This window comes from Pelomonas sp. Root405, assembly GCF_001425165.1.
Classification (GTDB): domain Bacteria; phylum Pseudomonadota; class Gammaproteobacteria; order Burkholderiales; family Burkholderiaceae_C; genus Pelomonas.
Map to the genome: position 1 here is coordinate 76,902 of NZ_LMDU01000002.1, position 21,601 is coordinate 98,502.

27 protein-coding genes and 1 pseudogene are annotated in these 21,601 nt (G+C 66.5%); 12 read left to right on the top strand and 16 right to left on the bottom strand.

The window, feature by feature from the left end:
* Positions 1-58: 58 nt before the first annotated feature.
* Positions 59-703, top strand: coding sequence for a hypothetical protein (locus ASC81_RS07225; protein ID WP_056264593.1), 645 nt, complete (start codon positions 59-61; stop codon positions 701-703).
* Here the strand turns inward: ASC81_RS07225 and ASC81_RS07230 are convergent.
* The 3 genes from ASC81_RS07230 to ASC81_RS07240 are packed head-to-tail and all read right to left on the bottom strand — an operon-like array spanning position 700 to position 2,601.
* Positions 700-1,089 (bottom strand): group II truncated hemoglobin, encoded by a 390-nt coding sequence (locus ASC81_RS07230; protein ID WP_156391869.1) that lies wholly within the window; start codon positions 1,087-1,089, stop codon positions 700-702. The genes ASC81_RS07225 and ASC81_RS07230 overlap by 4 nt on opposite strands.
* Positions 1,082-1,894 carry a MinD/ParA family protein gene (locus ASC81_RS07235; protein ID WP_056264599.1) on the bottom strand — a complete coding sequence of 271 codons (813 nt, stop codon included), beginning with the start codon at positions 1,892-1,894 and terminating at the stop codon, positions 1,082-1,084. Before ASC81_RS07235 ends, ASC81_RS07230 begins: the two co-directional genes overlap by 8 nt.
* Complete coding sequence (locus ASC81_RS07240) at positions 1,891-2,601, bottom strand: GGDEF domain-containing protein (RefSeq protein ID WP_235533590.1); 711 nt, start codon at positions 2,599-2,601, stop codon at positions 1,891-1,893. The genes ASC81_RS07235 and ASC81_RS07240 overlap by 4 nt, the downstream gene beginning before the upstream one ends.
* Positions 2,602-2,839: 238 nt before the next feature.
* Between ASC81_RS07240 and ASC81_RS07245 the strand changes: the two genes are divergently transcribed.
* The 3 genes from ASC81_RS07245 to ASC81_RS07255 are packed head-to-tail and all read left to right on the top strand — an operon-like array spanning position 2,840 to position 5,459.
* A complete protein-coding gene (locus ASC81_RS07245; RefSeq protein ID WP_156391871.1) occupies positions 2,840-3,691 on the top strand; it encodes a CheR family methyltransferase in 852 nt (283 codons plus the stop codon).
* Positions 3,692-3,693: 2 nt separating this feature from the next.
* Complete coding sequence (gene cheD / locus ASC81_RS07250) at positions 3,694-4,359, top strand: chemoreceptor glutamine deamidase CheD (protein ID WP_056264602.1); 666 nt, start codon at positions 3,694-3,696, stop codon at positions 4,357-4,359.
* Positions 4,360-4,370: 11 nt separating this feature from the next.
* A complete protein-coding gene (locus ASC81_RS07255; protein WP_056264607.1) occupies positions 4,371-5,459 on the top strand; it encodes a chemotaxis response regulator protein-glutamate methylesterase in 1,089 nt (362 codons plus the stop codon).
* A 7-nt stretch (positions 5,460-5,466) separates the two neighbouring features.
* Here ASC81_RS07255 and ASC81_RS07260 read toward each other — a convergent pair whose 3' ends face one another.
* Complete coding sequence (locus ASC81_RS07260; protein WP_056264609.1) at positions 5,467-5,775, bottom strand: hypothetical protein; 309 nt, start codon at positions 5,773-5,775, stop codon at positions 5,467-5,469.
* 92 nt (positions 5,776-5,867) lie between these two features.
* Between ASC81_RS07260 and ASC81_RS07265 the strand changes: the two genes are divergently transcribed.
* Entirely contained in the window at positions 5,868-6,794 is a 927-nt protein-coding gene (locus tag ASC81_RS07265) for a LysR substrate-binding domain-containing protein (RefSeq protein WP_056264612.1), read from the top strand.
* Here ASC81_RS07265 and hemW read toward each other — a convergent pair.
* From hemW to ASC81_RS07290, 5 genes are read right to left on the bottom strand one after another with little or no spacing between them, the layout of a single operon-like run.
* Positions 6,766-7,950, bottom strand: coding sequence for a radical SAM family heme chaperone HemW (gene hemW, locus ASC81_RS07270; protein ID WP_056264614.1), 1,185 nt, complete (start codon positions 7,948-7,950; stop codon positions 6,766-6,768). The two genes, ASC81_RS07265 and hemW, sit on opposite strands and share 29 nt — an antisense overlap.
* Positions 7,951-7,954: 4 nt before the next feature.
* Entirely contained in the window at positions 7,955-8,560 is a 606-nt protein-coding gene (rdgB, locus tag ASC81_RS07275) for an RdgB/HAM1 family non-canonical purine NTP pyrophosphatase (protein WP_056264617.1), read from the bottom strand.
* Entirely contained in the window at positions 8,557-9,288 is a 732-nt protein-coding gene (rph, locus tag ASC81_RS07280) for a ribonuclease PH (protein WP_056264621.1), read from the bottom strand. Before rph ends, rdgB begins: the two co-directional genes overlap by 4 nt.
* Before the next feature lie 13 nt (positions 9,289-9,301).
* Entirely contained in the window at positions 9,302-10,213 is a 912-nt protein-coding gene (locus tag ASC81_RS07285; RefSeq protein ID WP_056264622.1) for a PP2C family serine/threonine-protein phosphatase, read from the bottom strand.
* The gene (locus tag ASC81_RS07290; RefSeq protein ID WP_056264626.1) at positions 10,213-11,181 is read right to left on the bottom strand and encodes a serine/threonine-protein kinase; all 969 of its coding nucleotides are present in this window, start codon (positions 11,179-11,181) and stop codon (positions 10,213-10,215) included. The genes ASC81_RS07285 and ASC81_RS07290 overlap by 1 nt, the downstream gene beginning before the upstream one ends.
* A gap of 45 nt (positions 11,182-11,226) precedes the next feature.
* On the opposite strand from ASC81_RS07290, the gene ASC81_RS07295 reads away from it, so the two are divergent.
* Positions 11,227-12,141 (top strand): YicC/YloC family endoribonuclease, encoded by a 915-nt coding sequence (locus ASC81_RS07295; RefSeq protein ID WP_082536340.1) that lies wholly within the window; start codon positions 11,227-11,229, stop codon positions 12,139-12,141.
* Between the two features lie 130 nt (positions 12,142-12,271).
* Here the strand turns inward: ASC81_RS07295 and ASC81_RS07300 are convergent, their stop codons facing one another.
* The 3 genes and pseudogenes from ASC81_RS07300 to ASC81_RS28240 all read right to left on the bottom strand — a co-directional run.
* Positions 12,272-12,832 (bottom strand): FxDxF family PEP-CTERM protein, encoded by a 561-nt coding sequence (locus ASC81_RS07300; protein WP_082536341.1) that lies wholly within the window; start codon positions 12,830-12,832, stop codon positions 12,272-12,274.
* Between the two features lie 171 nt (positions 12,833-13,003).
* Positions 13,004-13,939, bottom strand: coding sequence for a methyl-accepting chemotaxis protein (locus ASC81_RS28235; RefSeq protein ID WP_369820843.1), 936 nt, complete (start codon positions 13,937-13,939; stop codon positions 13,004-13,006).
* A gap of 75 nt (positions 13,940-14,014) precedes the next feature.
* Positions 14,015-14,545: pseudogene (locus ASC81_RS28240) on the bottom strand (MCP four helix bundle domain-containing protein); the annotation flags it as partial.
* 161 nt (positions 14,546-14,706) lie between these two features.
* Here ASC81_RS28240 and ASC81_RS07310 point away from each other — a divergent pair.
* On the top strand, positions 14,707-14,958 hold the full coding sequence (locus ASC81_RS07310) for a hypothetical protein (RefSeq protein WP_056264632.1): 252 nt from the start codon (positions 14,707-14,709) through the stop codon (positions 14,956-14,958).
* A gap of 48 nt (positions 14,959-15,006) precedes the next feature.
* Here ASC81_RS07310 and ASC81_RS07315 read toward each other — a convergent pair whose 3' ends face one another.
* Together ASC81_RS07315 and ASC81_RS07320 are read right to left on the bottom strand one after the other, a co-directional pair.
* Positions 15,007-15,498, bottom strand: coding sequence for a DUF2231 domain-containing protein (locus tag ASC81_RS07315; protein WP_056264635.1), 492 nt, complete (start codon positions 15,496-15,498; stop codon positions 15,007-15,009).
* 19 nt (positions 15,499-15,517) lie between these two features.
* Positions 15,518-16,108 carry a DUF4142 domain-containing protein gene (locus ASC81_RS07320; protein ID WP_056264638.1) on the bottom strand — a complete coding sequence of 197 codons (591 nt, stop codon included), beginning with the start codon at positions 16,106-16,108 and terminating at the stop codon, positions 15,518-15,520.
* A gap of 243 nt (positions 16,109-16,351) precedes the next feature.
* Here ASC81_RS07320 and ASC81_RS07325 point away from each other — a divergent pair, with 243 nt between their 5' ends.
* The 5 genes from ASC81_RS07325 to ASC81_RS07345 all read left to right on the top strand — a co-directional run bounded on the left by ASC81_RS07325 (position 16,352) and on the right by ASC81_RS07345 (position 20,892).
* The gene (locus ASC81_RS07325) at positions 16,352-17,050 is read left to right on the top strand and encodes a ferritin-like domain-containing protein (protein ID WP_056264641.1); all 699 of its coding nucleotides are present in this window, start codon (positions 16,352-16,354) and stop codon (positions 17,048-17,050) included.
* Positions 17,051-17,182: 132 nt separating this feature from the next.
* Complete coding sequence (locus ASC81_RS07330; RefSeq protein WP_056264646.1) at positions 17,183-18,316, top strand: putative zinc-binding metallopeptidase; 1,134 nt, start codon at positions 17,183-17,185, stop codon at positions 18,314-18,316.
* A gap of 3 nt (positions 18,317-18,319) precedes the next feature.
* A complete protein-coding gene (locus tag ASC81_RS07335; RefSeq protein ID WP_056264649.1) occupies positions 18,320-19,195 on the top strand; it encodes a transglutaminase family protein in 876 nt (291 codons plus the stop codon).
* A 312-nt stretch (positions 19,196-19,507) separates the two neighbouring features.
* Positions 19,508-20,086 (top strand): PEP-CTERM sorting domain-containing protein, encoded by a 579-nt coding sequence (locus ASC81_RS07340; protein ID WP_056264651.1) that lies wholly within the window; start codon positions 19,508-19,510, stop codon positions 20,084-20,086.
* Positions 20,087-20,166: 80 nt separating this feature from the next.
* Positions 20,167-20,892, top strand: a complete 726-nt coding sequence (locus ASC81_RS07345) for a hypothetical protein (RefSeq protein WP_056264654.1) — start codon at positions 20,167-20,169, stop codon at positions 20,890-20,892.
* A gap of 13 nt (positions 20,893-20,905) precedes the next feature.
* Here the strand turns inward: ASC81_RS07345 and ASC81_RS07350 are convergent, their stop codons facing one another.
* Both ASC81_RS07350 and ASC81_RS07355 read right to left on the bottom strand, forming a co-directional pair.
* Positions 20,906-21,154: a hypothetical protein gene (locus tag ASC81_RS07350; protein WP_056264655.1), complete on the bottom strand. Its 249-nt coding sequence runs from the start codon at positions 21,152-21,154 to the stop codon at positions 20,906-20,908.
* Between the two features lie 41 nt (positions 21,155-21,195).
* Positions 21,196-21,534, bottom strand: coding sequence for a hypothetical protein (locus ASC81_RS07355; protein WP_056264658.1), 339 nt, complete (start codon positions 21,532-21,534; stop codon positions 21,196-21,198).
* Positions 21,535-21,601: the final 67 nt, after the last annotated feature.

Here is a 21,601-nt window from a genome sequence, read left to right on the forward strand (position 1 = left end):
TAGCCTGATCCCAACGCTGCCGCGCAAGCGCGATCCGGTTTCACCACGAGGAGAGCCCATGGACCTGTCCCGCCCCTTCCCCAATCGCGCCCCCACGCCCGCCCGCTACACGGGCATCGGCCTGGTCATCGCGCTGCATCTCGCTGGCATCTACGCGTTGAGCGTCGGGATGATCAAGCCGCCGGCCAGGGAACGTGAACTGGCGACGGTGAAGCCGCTTCCCCCGGAGGTGCGCGAGCTGCCACCGCCCGAGCCGCTGAAGGCGCCCCGGCCCGCAATGACCGCACCCCAACCCATCGCCGTGCCGCTGCCGATCTTCGACGTGCTGACGACGCAGGAACCGCTGATCAGCGCAAAGCCCCTGGACACGACACCCGCGGTGACGACAGGTCCGACACGCCCCCCGGAGGTCGCACCAATCCAGACCGTTGAGAAGCCGCGCATCCACAGCCCGGGCGCGGTCTGTTCCGTGATGCCGCGACCCGAGGTGCCCGCCGTCAACTGGAGCGGTGAAGCGGTGCTGCAGGTGATCGCGACCGTGCGTGGCGGACGGGTCGTGGGCAGCGAGGTTCGCATGGCGCAGGGGGCGCCCGACGGCAAGACGCGGCGTTCGCTGCAACGCTCGGTTGAATCAGCGCTGGCCGGCTACCAGTGCCAGGGCGACGCAGTATTCCAGCAGGATTTCGCGTTTCGCCTCGACTAGACGTTGCGCATCCAGTCGGCGGTGCCGGCGAACGACTCGACCAGGCGCTCTTGCAATGCCGGGTCGACGCCGCATTCCTGCATGGCCTGCGCCATGCATGCCAGCCACTCGTCGCGCTCGGCAATGCCGATGCGAAACGGCATGTGCCGCGCCCGGAGCCGCGGGTGGCCGAAGCGGCTGATGTAGTGGTCGGGACCACCCAGCCAACCGCAGAGAAACCAGAACAGCTTGTCGCGCGCACTGTCGAGCCCGTCGCCGTGCGCCGCGCGCAGCCGCGCATAGGCCGGCTCCAGGTCCATCAGGTCGTAGAAGCGGTCGACGAGTTCGCGCACACGCGCCTCGCCACCGATCCATTCGAAGGCGGAGGTGGGTGACTGTTCAGCCAAGGAGTTTGGAGGCGAGTGCCTTGATGGCCTGAGCGGCGTCGCAGCCCGGGTAATGCTCCAGCATCAACTGGCGCTTGAGCACGGCCTGCCGCACGGCCTGGTCGGCCTTCACCTCGCCATAGAGTTCCAGCCGGAAGGCCTGGCCCGGCATCGGTCCGACAAAGCGCTGCAGCACCTGCTGCAGCTGGCTGCAGATCAGCTTGCCCTCGCCCACGCGGTTGGCCTGGTTGACGAGCAGGCCCACATGACGGCGGTCCTGCTGGGTGGCCAGCACCTTGATGGTGGCGTAGGCGTCGGTCAGCGAGGTCGGCTCGGGCGTGGCGACGACAAGGACGTCAGTCGCCAGGGAGATGGCGAACAGCACGACGTCGGAGATGCCGGCACCGGTGTCAAGCAGCACCCAGTCGAAACGCGGCTTGACCAGGTCGACGATGTGCAGAAGCTTGTCGCGCACTTCGGGCGTAAGGCGCGAGTACTCGACCATGCCCGAGCCGGCCAGCAGCACCGAGAAGCCGCCGGGCGCCGGCAGGATGGCCTGCTCCAGCGTGGCCTTTTCGGTGAAGACGTCGTGCAGCGTCAACTTGGGGTGCAGGTTGAGCACCACGTCGAGATTGGCCAGGCCGAGGTCGGCGTCGAGCACCAGCACCTTCTGTCCACGCGCAGCCAGCGCCGCAGCGAGGTTGGCGGTGACGAAGGTCTTACCGACGCCGCCCTTGCCGCTGGTGACGGCAAGGGTGCGGGCGCCGGCGCGCGCCGGGCGTGCATGCGGCATGGCGGGGGCAGCAGGATCGGAGGTCGTGCTCATGCAGTGTCCTGTTGCGTATCGAGGTTCAGGGTGGCGAACAACATGCCCTTTTCTTCGGCGCTGACCAGGGATTCGATCTGGGGTTCGAGGCAGGCGCGGTTGCGGCCTTCGGCCTTGGCGCGATAGAGCTGGCGGTCGGCCCGCTCCGTCCACAGCAAAGGCGAGGAACGGACCCACTGCGGCGCGAAGGCGCCGCCCAGGCTGACGGTGACATTGAGCATCTGGCCGGGGGCGACTTCGATGCGCAGTTCGGACACGCGCTCGCGCACGCGCTCGGCGACGGCCAGGCCTGTGTGCGAGGCGCAGTTGGGCAGGATGATGGCGAACTCTTCACCACCGACACGGGCGACGAGGTCCATCGGCCGCACGGTGTGCTCGACGGTGCGAGCGACCGCGCGAATGACCTGGTCGCCGGCCCCGTGGCCGTAGGTGTCGTTGACCGCCTTGAAATGATCGATGTCCAGCATCAGCAACAGGGCCGCCTCGCCGGAGCGGGCGACGCGGTCGACCTCGCGGGCCAGGGCCATCTCGAAGCTGCGGCGATTGACCAGGCTGGTCAGCGCGTCCTTGCTGGACAGGTCACACAGCGCATCCAGCACGGCCTGCAGCCAGGCGGCACTCTTGGGCGCCTCATCCGGAAGCAGCGCGCCGGCCTGCTGCAGCAATTGCAGAGCCTGATCCAGAACGAGCGTTTCAGCGTCGATCAAGGTGGGGGCGGGCAGGCGGTGTTCCAACGGTGGGCAGTGGTCGCGACGGGTAGAGGGATTGTGGTTTCGAGTCAGTCTAGCAGCGGCCTGCGCGCGTCCAGGTCGTGAAACAGGCACGTTCCTGCGGGCTGTTTGCACTATGCTGGACCGCACCCAGGGCCGTACAAAGGGCCCGCGGTGCAGAATCGGCGCGCCGACGCCAGAGCTGCTGCGAGCACCCACAAAACCGATTCTCGACATGCCCGCACCCGACCTCGCCCAAGGCACTGAATCTCTCGATCATGAATTCAGCTTCAGCAAGGCCGACTTCGACCGTGTACGCGAGCTGATCTACAAGCACGCCGGCATCAGCCTGCATGACGGCAAGCATGCGATGGTCTACAGCCGGCTGTCGCGCCGCCTGCGAGAGACGGGCCACAAGAGCTTTGGCAGTTACCTGCAGTGGCTGGAAGCATCGAGCGGTGCGTCGGGTGCGGCCGAGTGGCAGGAGTTCGTCAACTGCCTGACGACCAATCTGACCTCCTTCTTCCGCGAGGAACACCACTTCCACGCGCTCAAGGACGACCTCAAGCCCTATGTCGGCAAGCAGGTCCGCATCTGGTGCTGCGCCGCGTCGACGGGCGAGGAGCCCTATTCGATCCTGATGACCTGCAGCGAGGCGCTCGGCTCCGGCGCGTCGGTGCAACTGGTGTCCAGCGACATCGACACCAATGTGCTGGCCGCCGCCAAGCGCGGCGTCTACAACGCCGACGCGCGCGGCCTGGACGCCACGCGGCTGAAGAACTTCTTCATGCGCGGCACGGGCGCCAATTCCGGAAAGATCCGCGTCAAGCCCGAACTGCAGCGTTGGGTGGAATTCCGCCCACTGAACCTGATGGATCAGCAGTGGCAGCTCGGCGACCCCTTCCACATGGTGTTCTGCCGCAACGTGATGATCTATTTCGATGCGGCCACCCAGCGCAAGGTGCTGGAGCGCATCCACCGGGTCATGCGTCCGGGCGGCCTACTCTTCGTCGGCCATTCGGAAAACTTCACCGAGGCGCGCGACCTGTTCAAGCTGCGCGGCAAGACGATCTACGAAAGGGTCTGATCATGAGCACCCCTTTCGCCTCACCACCGGCCGTCGGCTTCGGTAATCCGGCCGCGGTCGCACGCGTCAATGAACTCAAGGCCCAGCCTCGCAAGCAGGGTGAGGCCTCGTTCTTCTTCTATGACGCCCACTTCAAGAACGCGGCGGTCAAGATCCTGCCGGGCGAATACTTTGTCGACCAGGAAGACCTGCTCGTCATGACGACGCTGGGTTCGTGCATCGCTGCCTGCCTGTGGGACCGCGTGGCCAAGGTCGGCGGCATGAACCACTTCATGTTGCCGGAGGGCAATGGCGATTCGGGCCGCTACGGCTCCTTCGCGATGGAACTGCTGATCAACGAGATGATGAAGCGCGGCGCCAGCAAGTCGCGCATGGAGGCCAAGATCTTTGGCGGTGGCGCGGTGATCTCGGGCATGAACACGCTCAACGTCGGAGAGCGCAACACCAACTTCGTCATTGACTACCTGAAGCTGGAACGCATCCCCATCGTGTCCAAGGACGTGATGGACGTGTACCCGCGCAAGGTGTGCTTCCTGCCGGCCAGCGGCAAGGCGATGGTCAAGCGCCTCGCACCGACGAATACCGACGCCCTTGTTCAACAGGACAAGGCCGCAATCCAGAAGGTGCAGCCTGTCGCGAGCAGCGGCGGCTCCATCGATTTGTTCTGAGGAGGCCAACGATGGCCAAGACCAAGGTCGTGGTGGTGGACGACTCCGCACTCGTGCGGTCCATCCTCACCGAGATCATCAACCGCCAGAGCGACATGGAATGCATCGGCGCAGCGGCCGACCCCTTGGTCGCGCGCGAGATGATCCGCAACCTCAATCCCGACGTCATCACGCTGGACGTCGAGATGCCGCGCATGGATGGGCTGGACTTCCTGTCGCGCCTGATGCGGCTGCGGCCGATGCCGGTGGTGATGGTGTCCACACTGACCGAGCGCGGCGCCGAGGTCACCCTCAAGGCGCTGGAACTCGGCGCCATCGACTTCGTCGCCAAGCCCAAGATCGGCGTGGCCGACGGCATCCGGCAGTTGGCCCAGGACATCACCGACAAGATCCGTATCGCCTCCAAGGCCCACATCCGCCGCGCGCCCGCCGCGCCGGCACCGGGCGCTGCGGCTGCGGCACCGGTCAAGGCCGTCACCATGGCCAGCCTGGGCAGGGCGTCGACGGAAAAGCTCATCTTCATCGGCGCCTCCACGGGCGGCACCGAGGCCACCAAGGACGTGCTCGTCAACCTGCCGGCCGACAGCCCGGCGGTCGTCATCACCCAGCACATGCCGCCCGGCTTCACCAAGAGCTATGCGGCCCGGCTGGACGGCCTGTGCAAGATCCGCGTGAAGGAAGCACAGGACGGCGAGCGCATCCTGCCCGGCCACGGCTACATCGCGCCGGGCGGCATGCACCTCAGCATCGAGCGCAGCGGCGCGAACTACATCGCGCGTGTTCAGGACGGTGAGCCCATCAACCGCCACAAGCCGTCGGTCGAGGCGCTGTTCCTGTCCGCGGCCAAGGTCGTCGGGCCAAACGCCATCGGCATCATGCTCACCGGCATGGGCGCCGACGGCGCCAGGGCCATGAAGGTCATGAAGGACGCCGGCGCCTACAACTACTGCCAGGACGAGGCGAGCTGCGTCGTCTTCGGCATGCCGCGGGAGGCCATTGCGGCCGGCGCGGCGGACGAGGTGCTGCCGCTGAACCAGATCGCCAGCAAGGTGCTGGAGCGGCTTCGCGCCACGTCCGGCATCTCGCTCAACCGGGTCTGACGGCGGCTCAGCGCTTGCCGGCGCTGTCCGGCGCGCCCGCCTTGGCCAGCAGCGTCGCGCGGCTGCGCGCCTGCATCACGCGCTCGTCAGGAAGAACCGGCTGGAAACCGTCCAGCGACTTGACCGCCGCCGGCACCCAGACCGTCTGCACGGGGCGGTGCGCCTTGCCGGTCACGACGACGCGGGCCGAGCGGTCGACCGCAGCTTCCTTCAGGTCGGCGTTGAGGTCGTTGAATGCCTGCGCCGCTGTCGCGCCCAGTCCGAGAACGGTTGCGAGCGACGTGTAAGCGATCCAGCGTGATAGGGGTTTCTTCATGGTTGACTCCTTCAGTGCTGGTTATGCTATTCATCCAACGCCTTACCGATAAGCGCTAGTTTCTGCACTGATTGGTTGGATAGGCTTACCAGATGGCATCCCTCGACCGCTTTCCGCTGCATTACCTCGCCGCCTTCCGCGCTGCGGCCCAGACCGAAAACCTGCGCGCCGCGGCAGAGACGCTGCATCTGACGCACAGCGCGGTCAGCCAGCAGATCCGCGGGTTGGAGGCGCAACTCGGCTTCGAACTCTTCACGCGCCAGGGTCGGCGGCTCACGCTCAACCCGGCGGGCCAGGCACTGCAGCGCGCCGTCAGCAAGGTGTTTGCGGAGTTGCAGGCCGGCCTGCTGGCCGCGAGCCAGGCGAACGGCAACACGGCGCAGATGCTGCGCGTGACCTCCCTGCCCTCCTTTGCGCAGCGCTGGCTGATGCCGCGCCTGCCGCGCTGGCAGGCCTTGCAACCCTGCATTGCGCTGGACCTTCACACCGGCCAGCAGGTGGTCGACCTGGAACGCGAGGGCTACCAGATCGGGCTGCGGGTCGGCCGCGGCACTTGGCCGGGCCTCATCACCGAGCGCCTCTTCCATTCGCCGCTGATTGCCGTGGCCGCGCCGGCGCTGGCGCACCGGCTGATCGGTCAGCCGCCACTTGCGTTGGCCTCACAGCCCTTGCTGGACGATGTGGACGTCTGGCGCGAATGGTTTGCGCTGGCGGGCCTGCCGGTGGCGCCGGTGGTCGTCGCCAGCTTCAATGATGCCGGTGTGCTGTTGCAGGCGGCCGAGCAAGGCATGGGCGTGGCCCTGGCACGCGAGCTGATCGCTGCGGACGCGCTGCTGGATGGCCGCCTCGTGCGCGTGGCGTCACAGGAACTGGACCTGGACGCGGGGCGCGACTATCACGTCGTCTATCCCGAGGCATTGCGCGACGATCCAGCCGTGCGCGCCTTCTGCGACTGGCTGCACGCGGAAATCGCCGCCCTCCAGCAAAGGCTCAGAGAAACAGCTGCTGTAGATCGCTGAGGAAGTCGAAGCCGCGCTCAGTCGGCTGGATGCGTGCGGGGTCTTGCGTCAGCAGGCCACGGCCACGCGCCGTTTCCAGCCCCTTGGCAATGGCAGACATCGGCAGGCCGGTGCGCTCAAGGAACTGCGTCGTCGTGACGCCCTCTTTGAGACGAAGCGCATTCAACATGAACTCGAACGGCAGATCCTTGCGTACGACCTCGTGCTCATTGCTGACTTTGTTCTCCTGCGCCATGAAGGCGGCCGGTTCACGCCAGCGAATCTGGCGCAGCACGCGGTTTGGAAAACTCAGCTTGCTGTGGGCGCCGGCGCCAATGCCGAGGTAGTCGCCGAACTGCCAGTAGTTCAGGTTGTGCGTGCAGCGGTGACCGTCCCGCGCATAGGCCGAGACCTCATAACGTGCCAAGTCACGGACACCGGTGCGCGCGGTGATGAGGTCCAGCATGTCGCTGGCCAGGTCCGAGTCCGGCAGGCCCGCCGGCGTGCGCGTCGCGAACACCGTGTTCGGTTCGATGGTGAGGTGGTAGATGGACAGGTGGGGCGGATTGAAGCTCAGCGCCGTGTCCAGCTCACTCGCCAGGTCGTCCAGCGTCTGGCCCGGCAGCGCATACATCAGGTCGAGGTTGAAGGTGTCGAAGGCGCTGGCCGCCTCGGTCAAAGCCTCGCGTGCCTGCGCCGAACTGTGCACGCGGCCCAGGGCCTTGAGCTGCGCATCGTCGAAGCTCTGCACACCCACCGACAGCCGCGTGACACCGGCCTGGCGGAAGCCCCTGAAGCGCTCGCGCTCGAAGGTGCCAGGATTGGCTTCGAGCGTGATCTCGCAGCCGGCCTCCAGTGGCAGGCGCGCCCGAATGTCGGAAATCAGCTGCGCGATCTGCGCCGGGTTGAACAGGCTGGGTGTGCCCCCGCCGATGAAGATGCTGATGACCGGCCGGCCCCAGATCAGCGGCAGGGCGGCTTCGAGGTCGGCACGCAAGGCGGCGAGGTAGGCGTCGGCCGTGTCGGCGGCCAGAGCGCCATCCTTGACTTCATGCGAATTGAAATCGCAGTAAGGACATTTGCGCAGGCACCAGGGCAGATGAACGTAGAGCGAAAGCGGTGGCAGCGCGGGCAGTTGCAAGGTGCCCGGGCGCATCAGGTGGACGACATCAGCCATGACGTCAGCCTAGGCGCCAGACCTCGCGCAATTGCCCGATCAGTTGCGCGGCAGCCAGCGCACGGTGGCTGTGCCGGTTCTTGACCTCGGCGCCCAGGCTGGCCACGGTCTGGCCCAGGGCCGGGATGTGCATCAGCGGGTCATAGCCGAAGCCGCCCGCGCCGCTCGGCGCCGTCAGGATCTCGCCCGCCCAGCGGCCCATGGCGATCAGCGGCTCGGGGTCCTCAGCGCCGCGCACGGCCACCAGCGCGCAGACGAAGCGCGCCCGCCGGTCCGCGATGCTGGCCATCTCGCGCAGCAGGCGTTCGTTGTTGGCCGCATCGCTCTTCTCGCCACCAGCATCCAGCGCGTAACGCGCCGAGCGCACGCCGGGCGCGCCGCCCAGGGCATCGACGCTGAGGCCGGAATCGTCGGCCAATGCCGGCAAGCCACTCAGCCTGGCCGCGTGGCGAGCCTTGATCAAGGCGTTCTCGACGAAGGTGCCGAAGGGTTCCTCGGCCTCCGGCAGTCCCAGGCTGCCCTGGGTCACCAATTCGATGCCGAGCGGCGTGAACAGCGCCTGAAGCTCGGCGAGCTTCTTGGCGTTGTTCGAGGCGAGAACCAGCTTCACGACTTCAAGGCGAGCTGCTGCGCCGTCAACAACGCGCGGATGCCCTCGTCGGCCAGGTCGAGCAGCGCATTCATCTCGTCGCGCGTGAAGACAACGCCCTCGGCCGTGCCCTGCAGTTCGACGAAGCCGCCCGACGCCGTCATGACGACATTCATGTCGGTGTCGCAAGCGACGTCTTCAATGTATTCAAGGTCCAGCAGCGGTACGCCATCGACCATGCCGACGGAGATGGCTGCAACGGCCTCCTTGATCGGCGAGCGGGTCAGCTTGCTGTCGGCCAGCAGCTTGTTGACGGCGTCCTGCGCCGCGACAAAGGCGCCGGTGATGGCCGCCGTGCGTGTACCGCCATCGGCCTGCAGCACATCGCAGTCCAGCGTGATGGTGCGCTCGCCCAGCGCACTCAAGTCGAAGACGGCGCGGAGCGAACGGCCGATCAGGCGCTGGATTTCCTGCGTCCGGCCGCTCTGCTTGCCGCGCGCGGCTTCGCGGTCACCGCGGGTGTGGGTCGCGCGCGGCAGCATGCCGTACTCCGCCGTCACCCAGCCCTCGCCCGAGCCGCGCTTGTGCGGGGGCACGCGCTCTTCGACAGACGCAGTGCACAGCACGCGCGTGCCGCCGAATTCAATCAGTACCGAGCCCTCGGCATACGCGGTGAAACCGCGGGTGATGCGCACCGGACGCAACTGGTTGGCGGCGCGGCCTGCGCTGCGCGTGAAGATCTTGGTCATGACAGATGGAGAGTTAGCGGCGATTGGCGCCGCGCCCGCGGATGACTTCGTTGATCTCGCGCACCGAGCGCTCGATCTCCTCGTCGTCCATGCCGGCCATGCCGGCAAGAAGGTCGGCGTCCAGCGCGCCCTGGATGGTGGACGCGAAGCCCGAGTTGCCGAGGTTCTGCGTCGTGTCGCCGCTGGGGTCGCCCTCCCCTTCCCATTCGACGGCCAGCACCGTGACGTTGTCACTGCGCGCGCCGCCGCGGCGCAGAGCCTGCTCGACGAGCTCGGGCGCGGCCTCGGAGATGGGCTGGTCGGACAGGTGCTCGACGATCTGGGCATCGTCCACGCTGCCCCACAGCCCGTCTGAGCAGAGCAGGAGCCGGTCGGACGGCTCCATCACCAGCGGCCCCTGACAGTCGACCATGGGCTTGCCCGGGCTGCCCAGGCAGGTGAAGAGCACGTTGCGGTTGAAATGCTCGCCATTGCGGGCAACGCGGCCGAGGGCTTCCTGCAGTTCGGAATAGGAATGGTCGCGGGTGCGGGCGATCAACTTGCCGCCGCGCACGAGGTACAGGCGCGAGTCCCCGCAATGGGCCCACCAAGCCTGGTTGCCTTGCAGGATGCAAACCACCACGGTCGTGCGCGGCGTGTCGTTCAGGCCCTTGCTCTGTGCGTAGCGCAACAGTTGCTCGTGGGCGATGACAATACTTTCCTGCAGGAAGCGCTGCGGGTCGTCGATGACGGGCCGGGCGTCTTGCTGGAACAGCGCGGCCAGTGTCTGCAATGCGATCTGCGCGGCGACCTCCCCTTCGGGGTGGCCGCCCATGCCGTCGGCCAACGCGAACAGGCCCGCCTCACGCGTGAAGCAGTAGCCCATGCGGTCTTCATTGGTCTCGCGGCCACCGCGACGACTGACTTGAAAGACGCTGAAACGCATCAGGCTTTCGCTCCGGACTTCAGGTTCTCAAGTTGCAGCTTGAGCCGTTCGCTGAACGACAGCTTGGTATAGCGCCGTTCCGTCTCGCGGGCCAGTTCCTTCTGCAACGCGAACACGCTCTGCGGGCGCGACAGCGGGTCCAGCGACATGCACCACTCGGTCACTTCAAGCAGGTTGTCCGAATAGACATTACGCAGCCGAGACAGGCTCAGGGACAGGCGGTCCTTCTCCAAACGCTGCGGCGCATCGTTCGGCGGATAGCCCTGCATGCAGGCATAGATGCAGGCGCCGATGGCGTAGATGTCGGTCCAGGGGCCAAGCGAGCCGTCGCGGCGATACATCTCCGGTGCGGCAAAGCCCGGCGTGTACATCGGGCGGATGAAGTTGCCTTCCTTGCTCAGCACTTCGCGCGCGGCGCCAAAGTCCAGCAGCACGGCCTTGTTGTCGTTGGTGATGAAGATGTTGGCCGGCTTGATGTCCAGGTGCAGCATCTTGTGCTGGTGGACGATGCGCAGGCCGCGCAGGATCTCGTCGAAGAGGCTGCGGATGGTCGACTCGCGGAAGACCTTGTCGCGCTTCATGTCGCGCGCGGTCACGATGAAGTCCTGCAGCGTGTCGCCCTGCAGGTAATTCATGACCATGTAGACGGTCTCGTTCTCGCGCAGGAAGTTCAGCACCGAGACAACGCTGGGGTGCGAGATCTGCGCCAGCGAGCGACCTTCTTCGAAGAAGCTCTTCAGCCCCAGCCGATAGAGCGGCTGCTTTTCGGGTTTGACGCGGGGGGTCAGCTCGCCTGGCGAGCGTTCGGCCAGCGACGAGGGCAGATATTCCTTCAGCGCGACCAGGTGGTGATCGGGGTCCTCAGCGAGGTAGACCACGCCGAAACCGCCCGCCGCCAGTCGCTTGATGATCTGGTAGCCCCCAACCACCGTGCCTGCGGGCAAGGGCGCCGGCTTCGGCTTGGACATAATCGCGCTTGAATCTCTTGTTAACGTCTGTTTTGCGAGTGCGAAATGCCAGTCTACAGCATGACCGGGTATGCCAATTCCCAGGCACAACCCCCTAAAGCCGAGGACGGCAGTCCCCCGATCCAAGCGTCTATCAGCGTCGAATTGCGCTCGGTCAACGGCCGGTTTCTGGACCTGTCGATGCGCATGCCTGAGGAGATGCGCGGGCTCGAACCGCAGTTGCGCGAGCTGATCGCCGCGCGTTTCAAGCGCGGCAAGATTGAATTGCGCATCAATACCCAGCGTGATGCCGAGGGCGGCTGGCCGCAGCCGCAGCCTGACCAGCTCAACCGGCTGGCCAACCTGGACGCCAAGGTGCGCACGTGGCTGCCCCAGGCCGCGCCGCTGTCAGTCCACGAAGCGCTGAACTGGTGCAAGAGTGGCGCTGCCGTGCCGGCCCAACTGGACGCCACGACGCTGGAGGCCGCTCAGGCCTGTGTGCGGGGTCTGGCCGAGGCCCGCGAGCGCGAGGGCGAGAAGCTGGTGTCCATCCTGAATGAACGCATCCAGCGTTTGCGCGAGCTGGCTGACGAGGCCGAACCCCTGCTGCCCGCCGTTGTTGCACGCCAGCAGCAGCGCTTTCTGGAACGCTGGCAGGAGGCGCTGGCCGCCACGAGCGCGAGTGCCACGGTGCCCCAGTCTGCGCTGCAGGAGCGGGCTTTGAACGAGGCGGCCGCCTTTGCCATCCGCATCGACGTGGCCGAGGAACTGGGCCGCCTGCGCGCCCACCTGGAGGAGCTGACGCGGTTATTGAAGAAGGGCGGCGAACTCGGCAAGCGCCTGGACTTCCTGATTCAGGAGCTGCATCGCGAAGCCAATACCCTCGGCTCCAAATCCGCGGCGCTGGAATTGACGAATATCTCAGTCGAAATGAAGGTGGCCATCGAGCAGATGCGCGAACAGGTGCAGAACATCGAATAGTTTGCCGCGCTGCCGCGGTGATGGTGAATCCGTCTGAAACCAGACATAAAAAAAGCCCCGGCACCTAGGGCGCCGGGGCTCTTCAATCTTCAGGCGGGATCACCAAAGCATGGCGGTCCGCCAAGCGTTTTCAGCTGTTGCGACGGCGGCGCGCGGCGATGAAGCCAACGATGCCGAGGCCAGCGCCGAACAGAGCATAGGTCTCTGGCTCAGGCACCGGCAGTGCGGTGGCCGAAGCCGAAATCGCATAGGCCGAAGGACCTTGGTTGGCCAAGGCGAAAACGTTGAAGTAGTAGTCGCCAGCACTCAGGTTCGTGAAGTTCCCGGTGGACGTGGACGTGAACGCGAAACCGGTGACCACGGCGTCGTCGCCACCGCCCACCACATGATCAGCGCCGGTGCTGACGATGCTGTAGAAGGCCGGCGAGAAATTGCCGAAGAAACCGGTCACGTTGCTTTGCACCGTCGATGCCGACGCGAGCGAGAACGTGAAGGTGTCGTTCACCAGGCCGGGCGCAAGAATCACATTGCCGCCATTGACGGTGGTCGTACCCAAGGGGCCCGTACCCAAAGCGAAAGAAGCGGCTTGCGCTGCAAAGCTGCCTGCCAGCAGCGCAGAAGCGACGACGAAAGACTTGACCATACCTACTCCCAAATAAAAGACCATCAGCTTTAGCAAGGAGCGTGCCATTGGCGTAAACCCTTTCGCCGCCGGCACTTATCGTTGCCGACTTGGCGCGCGTGTAAAAAATATCGACAGCAAAGCGGCCTAGGTCCGACCACGAGGTACTGTGTCGCGGATATACCCCCCGCTGAACCACCGGCCAAGCCGCCGACGTTGTTCAGGCGCGCTGAAACCGGCTCAACTCGCCGGCAGGCGAAACGTCGACACGACCTGCATGAGCCGTTGGGCTTGCTGCTTGAGGCTTTCGGCAGCGGCGGCGGATTCTTCGACCAGGGCTGCGTTCTGCTGGGTGACCTGGTCGAGCTGCGAAACCGCGTCACCCACTTGGTCGATGCCCTGGCTTTGCTCGGCGCTCGCCGTGCTGATCTCGTTGATCAGCTGGGTGACGCGCTGGAACTGCTCGACGATGTCCGTCATGGTCTTGCCGGCGGTCCCGGCCAGCTCATGGCCGGCCTCCACCCTCGCGACGCTGTCGCCGATAAGGTTCTTGATCTCCTTGGCGGCCTGGGCACTGCGTTGGGCCAAGGTCCTGACCTCGCCGGCGACAACCGCAAAGCCACGCCCCTGCTCGCCAGCGCGCGCCGCTTCCACTGCGGCGTTCAGCGCCAGGATGTTGGTCTGGAAGGCGATGCCGTCGATGACGCCGATGATGTCGGCCATCTTGCGCGACGCGGCGGTGATCTGCTGCATGGTCTGCAAGACCTCCTGGACCACCTGGCCACCGCTGGAGGCCGCCTGCGAGGCGGCATCGGCCAGGCGCGTGGCGGCACGCGCGGTCTCGGCGTTCTGCTTGACGGTGGCAGTCAGCTCCTCCATCGAGGCGGCCGTCTCTTCAAGATTGGCCGCCTGCTCCTCGGTGCGCTGGCTCAGGTCTGCATTGCCGTTGGAGATCTGCGTCGATCCGCTGGCGACCGACTCAGCGCTGTCGCGGACTTGTCCGACGATGCCGGACAGGTTGTCGTTCATTGTCTTCAAGGCCTCGAGCAGCCGCCCCGTCTCATCCTTGCTGACCGCTTCTATACGACTGCGAAGGTCGCCATCCGCCACCGCCTGAGCGAGCGAAACCGCCTTGTTCAATGGAATGAGGATGGAGCGGATGATCGTCCAGGCCATCGTCACGCCGACGGCCAGGGCGATGACGATGCCCGCCACGCTGGACCAGAGCACCGTGCTGGCCGTGACGGCGCTGGCCTTGTAGTCCTGATTCGCCACGTCGAGCTGCACCTTCATCAGCTCACCCACGACCTCGGCAATCGGGTCGATCGCCGGGTACAGATCCTTGGCGGCAAAGGCCCGCAAGCCGTCCATGTCGTTCGCCTGCATCAATGCAACCAGCCGCTCGGCGGCTTCATCGGCGCGCTTGAACAACGTCTCGCCCTTGGTGATCAGGACCTTCTCCCGGTCGATCAGCGTGGTGCCGACATAAGCGCGCCAAGACTTGTCGATCTATGCCCGTGCCTGGGTGATCGCCTTGATGCCGTCTGCCGCCGAGAAGGCCCCGTCCCGGGTCTTGTGGGCAGCATCGACGATGCCGACCGCATAACCGTCGGCCACATCCTTGAGCTGCTGGAGCGGCACGACCCGGTCGTTGTACAGCGCTCCGAGCGTGGCGCTGGCTTGTCGTGAATTGCCAATGCCGTACAGCGCAGAGGCGACAAGCAGGATCAGCAAGACGACAACCATGAGGACCAAACGGCCCTTGATGCTGAGTCGGTTCACGGGCTCTCTCCTCCAGATGCCGGCGGTTCTTGGCGCACCTCATCTTCGTCATCCGCGGAGGCCGGCCTATGCGCACAAACCCGGCCGGCTGGCCTTCCGATTGCCCGGACGGCTCGGCGGCGCCCCAAGCCGTTCACCCCAACCCTGATTGAAAGACCTTCATGATCCGCACCCTTCTCCTCGCCGCTGGCCTCACCGCGCTTGGTGTCAGCTTGTCCAAACGCATGTCGCAGCGCTCGTTGCCTATGGCAGACGGCCCGCTCGACGCCCAGGAAGACACAAGCGAAAGCCGCCAGAAGGCCGGCGAGCTGCAGCAGCGGCGCGTGCCGCTGGAGGCTGGCATGCCGACAGACATGTCCAACGACGCCGACCGCGCACGCCCCGGCTTCGCGGACTACGCCCGCGGCGCCTGAGCCTCAAGCAGCACGGCGTCCTGCGCGGGCGCCGTGCTGCTGCTTGCTTCAGTAGTCAGCCTGCGCGCTGCGCTGCGCCAGCGAACTGGGCGCGTCCAGGTGCGCGTCGTCAGACACGCCGACACCCAGCCGGTCGACCAACTCGCCGCCCAGCCAGGCGGTGACCAGCGACAAAGCCGCCCCGCCGAAAGACAGAGCCATCGCGGGCCATCCGGGCGCCGCCGGGTTGTCGTGACGCAGCCATGCGCTCGCCGCAAACAGCACCAGCACAACGACATTGCCACCGGCGTGCAATGCGCCTACGGACTTCGCGCGGGTGCCGCTCGGGATGGCCAACCAGTCGACCGTGCCAAACGGCGCAGCCAGCAAGCCTCCGACGATCCCGGCCAATATCAGATAGTGGGCGACGATGGCCATCAGGCTGTGGTCGGCGCCGATGGCGATGAGGTCGAACACCACCGACGCGCCGAGAAGCCCGAGCGGGAAGACCACCAGCATCTGGTGGACCGGGTGCCCAAGCAAACGCGCTTTGCTTTCCATAGGAACTCCTTTCCTGGCCTCAGGGCTGGCCCGGCGTGCCGGCGCGGGCCGGCGCACCCAGGCCCTGGACATGCGTCAGGTGCTGCCGCAGTGTCGGCAGCGTCTTTGCGGCAAAGGCCTTCAGTTCCGCGTCCTGCCCGGAGCCCGCCTGCTTCTCGAAGAGCGCGACATCCTTGCGGTGGGCATCCAGCATTGCCTGAACATAGAGCCGATCAAACTGCTCACCCGAGGCGCGCTGCAGCTTCTCTGCCAGGTTGCGGTGTTCGGCATCCAGTTGCGTCGGCAGATCCAGGCCTTTGGCGGCCGCAATGCTCTTCAGCTCCTGGTTGGCCTGGCCATGGTCCTTGACCATCTGCGCGCCGAACTGCTTGACCTGGTTGCTGGCGCCTTGCCGCTGCGCCAACTCGCCAAGCTGGACTTCCGCCAGCCCGCCCACTGCTGCCTTGACGGCGAAGTTGCGGTCTGCGGCCGGCACGGCCTTGCCGGCCGCAGCGGGTGCGCTGCCGGCCGCTGCAGGTGTCTGCGCCTGGGCCTGCAGGGGCGCCCAGAGTCCGACCAGCGCGGTCGTGAGCGCCGAGGAAACAAGAAGCTTGGATGGGAGTCGTTTCATGGATTGCTCCAGAGTTGAAAGGCGCCCCGCCGCGGCAAATCGCGCTCCCTCTGCGGCCCCTCGCGGCGCTGCCCTTTGGCGCGCCACTTCACCCAGTTGGATGACGTAGAAATTACCGGGCCGGCAAACTATTGCCGCATAGCCGCTCATCGCGCGGCCCGTCGCTCGGGGCGCGCCCATTGCCTCGCAACGCTGCGGCGCAACGCGCCATCACGGAGCAAGCACATGGACATGAGAACTCGAATGAGACACAACCGCACAGGCACGCAAACGGCGCCGGCCAAGGCTGCCAGCATGCTGGCGCCGCCCTGCGATGACCGGTGCGCCTTCGCCACCGACAACCGCGGTGAGCTGGCCGACACGCCGCTGCGCAAGACCTATTGCAGCGATGCCGGCAGGCTGGGCTCGGTGCCGCTGGCCGCGCGCCGGAACGGCGCGTCCTCGTCGCGTGGCAGGCGCCCGCACCTGCTGATGGACAAGCTGGGCGAGCGCCTGGCCTTCGAGCGCACGGGCGTGCGCCTCTACGACGCTCTGCTCATCAAATGCAAGGCGGCCGGCAGTGCCCTTCAGCACAGCGAGATCAGCATGCTGCGCTACTTCCGTGACCAGGAGGCACAGCATTTCGAACTGCTCGCCAGCGCACTGGAAGAACTCGGCGGCGACAGCACCGCGCAGACGCCGGGCGGCGACCTGGTGGGCGTCGAGGGCGCCGGTCTCGTGCAGGCGATGAACGACCCGCGCGCGTCGCTCGCGCAATCGCTGCACGTGATGTTCGACGCGGAGCTGATCGACAACGCCAGCTGGGAGCTGCTGATCCACCTGACTCGCTCCGCCGGCCACGCCGCCATCGCCGAACGCTTCGAGGCCGCGCTGCGACAGGAGGCGGCGCACCTGCGCACCCTCAAGGACCTGGTGACACGGCTGACGCTGTCCGACGCGTAGGAGGCTGGGAGGCGCAGCGAAGCGTTCCCGCCCCATGCCGAGGCCAAAGGCTCGCGCCGGCCTACACCAGTGGCACGGGCCGCCGCCTAGCATGCGTGCGGCCGTCAATGTCGACGGCGCCCCAGGCCGTCCATGAAAACCTTCAGCTGCGAACGTTGCCAGGCGCGCGTCTTCTTTGAGAACGTCTGCTGCGAAGCCTGCAATGCGCAACTGGGCTTCATTCCTGCCGACCTGACCATCGGCTCCTTCGAGGTAGACGCGACCGGTCGCATGACGCGCCTGGCGCCCGCGACCCACCCGCAGCCGGGCCCGTTGCGCCGCTGCGCCAACCATGTCGCGCCGGTCATCTGCAACTGGATGGTCGACGCCAACGGCGCCGAACCGCTGTGCCAGTCCTGCCGCACGACCCGCGCGCGCCCGGCATTGGACAAGGCCGAGAACCGCGGCTACTGGCGCCGCATCGAGGGCGCCAAGCGTCAACTCGCCTACAGCCTGACGTCCTGGCGCTTGCCGTTTCCGAGCAAGGCGGAGGATCCCGAGCATGGCGTGGCCTTTGACTTCCTGGAGCAGACTGACCCCGCCAAACGCGTGCTGACGGGCCACGATGCCGGTGTCATCACCCTCAACATCGCCGAGGCCGACGACGCGCGCCGTGAACAGATGCGCGCCCAGATGCATGAGCCCTATCGCACGCTGCTGGGCCATCTGCGGCACGAGATCGGCCACTACTACTGGGACCGGCTGATCCGCGCCACCCGCTGGATAGCCGACTACCGCCGCCTGTTCGGCGATGAGCGCGCCGACTACGCGCAGGCGCTCAAGCGCCACTACGCGACGCCACTGGCGAACTGGCAGGAGCGCTATGTCAGCGTCTACGCCAGCTGCCACCCCTGGGAAGACTGGGCCGAGTGCTGGGCCCACTACATGCACCTGCAGGACGGCCTGGAGACCGCTGCATCCTGGGGCATGCAGCTCAACGCCGCCGTACCCAACGGCTTGCCGGTGCGCGCCGAGGTCATCGCCTCCGACGTGGCCGACGTGCCGGCGCGTGTGGTGCGCAGCTGGCTGCCGATCTCGCAGTTCATCAACGCCATGTCCCGCAGCCTCGGCGCGCGCGACAGCTACCCTTTCGTCGTGCCGCCACCGGTGCTCGACAAGCTCGCCTTCATCCATCAGGTCATCGACGCGGGCGTGCGCGCCGCCGTGCCCATGAACTTTGACCCAGCAGCCACGCCCGGCTCCTGCAAGATTCCCTTAGGAGCCTGACCCATGGTCCGCATCGAACTGCAACTGCAACTCAAGTACGAAGTGAGCGCCCCCGGGGCCGACTTCATCTTCAACATTCACCCGGCCTATACAAGCTGCCAGACGGTCTCCGCCGAGCGCCTGCACATCAACCAGGACATCACCTCGGAAGTGCAGACCGACCCAACCACCGGCAACCGGCACTTGCGACTGCAGGCTCAGCCGGGCGACCTGGAGATCCGTTACGAGGCCACGGTCGATCTCGTCCACCACCGCATGCAGCCGGCCGATTTGCAGGAGGTGCCCATCCTGTCGCTGCCGCTGGACGTGCTGCGCTACATCTACCCAAGCCGCTATTGCCAGTCCGACCGCCTGGCCAAGCTCGCCCTGGCCGAGTTTGGCGCGGTCACGCCGGGCCACCAGCGCGTGCTGGCCATCATCGAATGGATCCAGCAGCGCGTCTCGTTCACCTCCAACACCTCCACCTCCAGCACCTCCGCGGTCGACACGCTGATCGAACGCACTGGCGTCTGCCGCGACTTCACGCACCTGCTGGTGGCCCTGTGCCGGGCGCTGAACATCCCTGCTCGCTTCACCACGGGCACCGACTACGGCGCCGACCCTGCACTCGGCCCGCCTGACTTCCATGCCTATGCCGAGGTCTACCTCGGTGACCGCTGGTACATCTTCGACGCCTCCGGTACCGCCATCCCGATGGGCTTCGTCCGCTTCGGCACCGGGCGCGACGCCGCCGACGTGGCCTTCGCGACCATCTTCGGCCCTGTCACGCCCTGGGCACCGTGGATACAGACCATTGCGCTGGCGGACGCCGCTGCCGGCCTCGTGCTGCCACATCACTGCGACCTGGCCTTGTCGACCGACGGGGGCGCTGGCGCATAGGCGCGCCCTGCCCACGACGAGCGAAACGGTGTCGATTCACTTGACAGTCCCCGTCTCGATATACGCAGTGACGGCGCCCGGTTCCGCACGCGCCTCCCATGCCAGGCCCAGCACTCACCGTGCCACGGCTCGAACCTTGCATGGCTGCACGCCTGGGATCCACCCAGCCTCAGGAGCATCATGCGATTCACAAGACTTTTCGGCCTGCGTCACGCGGCCGCCGCAGCCGCGCTAGCCTCCGCAACCCTGGCCGCCGGTGCGGCACCGGTGCTGGTGGACTTTTCCAACTACGGGTCAACGGGCGTTCACGCCGTGGTCGCCAGCGGCGGCTTCACGTTCACGCCGGCTGCCGGGACCATCGCGGTCGCGGCGAACGGCACCAACTGTTTGCCGACCTGCGCTGCCAACGGCAGCACCGCGCTGGCTGTGGGCCGGGTCGGGCTCAATCCGCCCAGCGTCGCCCCCGTCACGATGACCACCGCCCTCTATGCGAGCTTTCGCCTGACCGGCCTGGACTACGCGGAACTGAGCAACAACTTCATCAATGGCTGGAGCGCCTCGTCCATCGAGGTGACGGGCATGCTGCTCGGCGGCGGCACCGTTTCGCAAACGCTGTCTCTCGACGGCATCAACGACGGCCCTGGCGGCGGCACCGATTTCGAAACGGCTGTGCTCGCAGGCTTCTGGAGCACCAGCGACCTGGTCTCGCTGCAGTTCGCCGGTTTCATCGGCGCGGACGACAACCAGGCCTTCCAGCTCGACAACATCGCACTCGATGTGACGCGCGTGTCGCAATTGCCCGAGCCTGGCAGCCTCGCGCTCGGCGGCCTGGCGTTGGCGGCGGCATGGCAGACGCGCCGCCGGGCGGCAGTCGCCCGCCGGTCGAACTAGGTCAGACGACCCGGACAAGCTGATGCGCGACCGGGCCACCGGGCGGCACCCCGCTGCCCTTCCGGTCAAAGGAGCGGCCCATGGCCTCAGGTCTCATCGTACGCAACGCAGTGCGAAAACTGCTGCAGTCCTCGCCGTCCTACCGCGAGCTTCCTGCCGACAAACAGCGCGAGATCGCCCAGGACACGGTACGTGTGGCGTCTTACATGGCCGACCCGCACGGCCTGCTGTCCAAGAAGCCGCCCGCGCAAGTAGCTGCACCGCACGCGGCTGCAACCCGCACCGCCGCGAAAGGCGCACGGGGACCGGCGGCCGCGCATCTGGCGGCGCTGCGCGACCCGCGCGCGGTCGACGCCGCAGCGGCCACGGCCATCATGCTTCAGACAGTCGACTTCCCGGACTTCGTCGGCGACCTGGTCAAGGGCGTTTTCAACGCGGTAGTCGACGCGTCGATCCAGCAGATGCAGGCCTACGCCGAACTCATCAAGCAGGTGGCGGACGCCGTCGACCGATTCAAGCAAGACAACATCGGCACGGCACAGGCCAGGGACTGGCTCACGCAGCGGTTTGGCGCCGAGCTTGAGCGTGATCCGCGCGGCCGCCTGCGCTGGTGCGTCGACCCGGATGCCGGCGCCTGTGCAGTAGCTTCGGCACTGCTGCTGTCCAGCCCTACGACCGACACGCGCGAACTTGTGGCCGCAGCCAGGCGCCGCATGGCAGTGGATCGCCAGCAGCTGCTGGCGACGACGGTGCTGATGGGCATCAACCGGATCGTCGTCACCGACGGCAAGATCCGCCAGCGGTGACGACCGATCCGGCTCAGTACACGAGGGCGAAGGTGACGTAGCCCTCACCAGCCTCGGCCAAGTGTTTGAGGCCCGAGGTGCCGGCACTGATCGAGATGAACTTCAGGTGGCGCTGCGTTTCCTTGGCATGCTTGGCCAGCAGCAAGGCGGCGGCCATCCTGTCGCTGGCATGTGGCGCCAGGTCGTTGTAGGCCAGTTCGAGGTTCGCGCCCGCCGTCATGAGCGAATTCAGGAACGGCGGTTGGAGGGTGTTGTTGTGCACTTGAGCTCTCCGTGGTTACGGGCAGCATAGTCCTCGACCCGTCAGCGCGGTTGAGCCTCCGGTTGGGCGCGGTTGGCCCGCCAGCACTGGATCAATTGCCGTGCCAGTACCGGCAACTCCCCGCGGCCGACCCGCTTGGCAAAGCCGAGGCGCTCGCCGGCATAGATGCGGTCATAGGCCATGCGCGACACATGCGCCGGCCAGCCCTGCGCCGCCATCAGCGCCGAGAAGCGCTCCAGCGAAGGCAGCTCGACCTGCACCGGCCGATCGTCGCTGGCGAATGTTTCCGAAATGACCACCCGCTCCGAACCCTGCGCGCAGGTGATGCGGCGCGGGCCGAAGCTGGGCAGTGGCAAGGGGCGGCGGTGGCGGAATGTCATGGCCGTGAAGATAGAACCAGCGGCGCCGCGGGGTGCGCTGAAAAACACCGCTTCTGCGGCCTGGCGT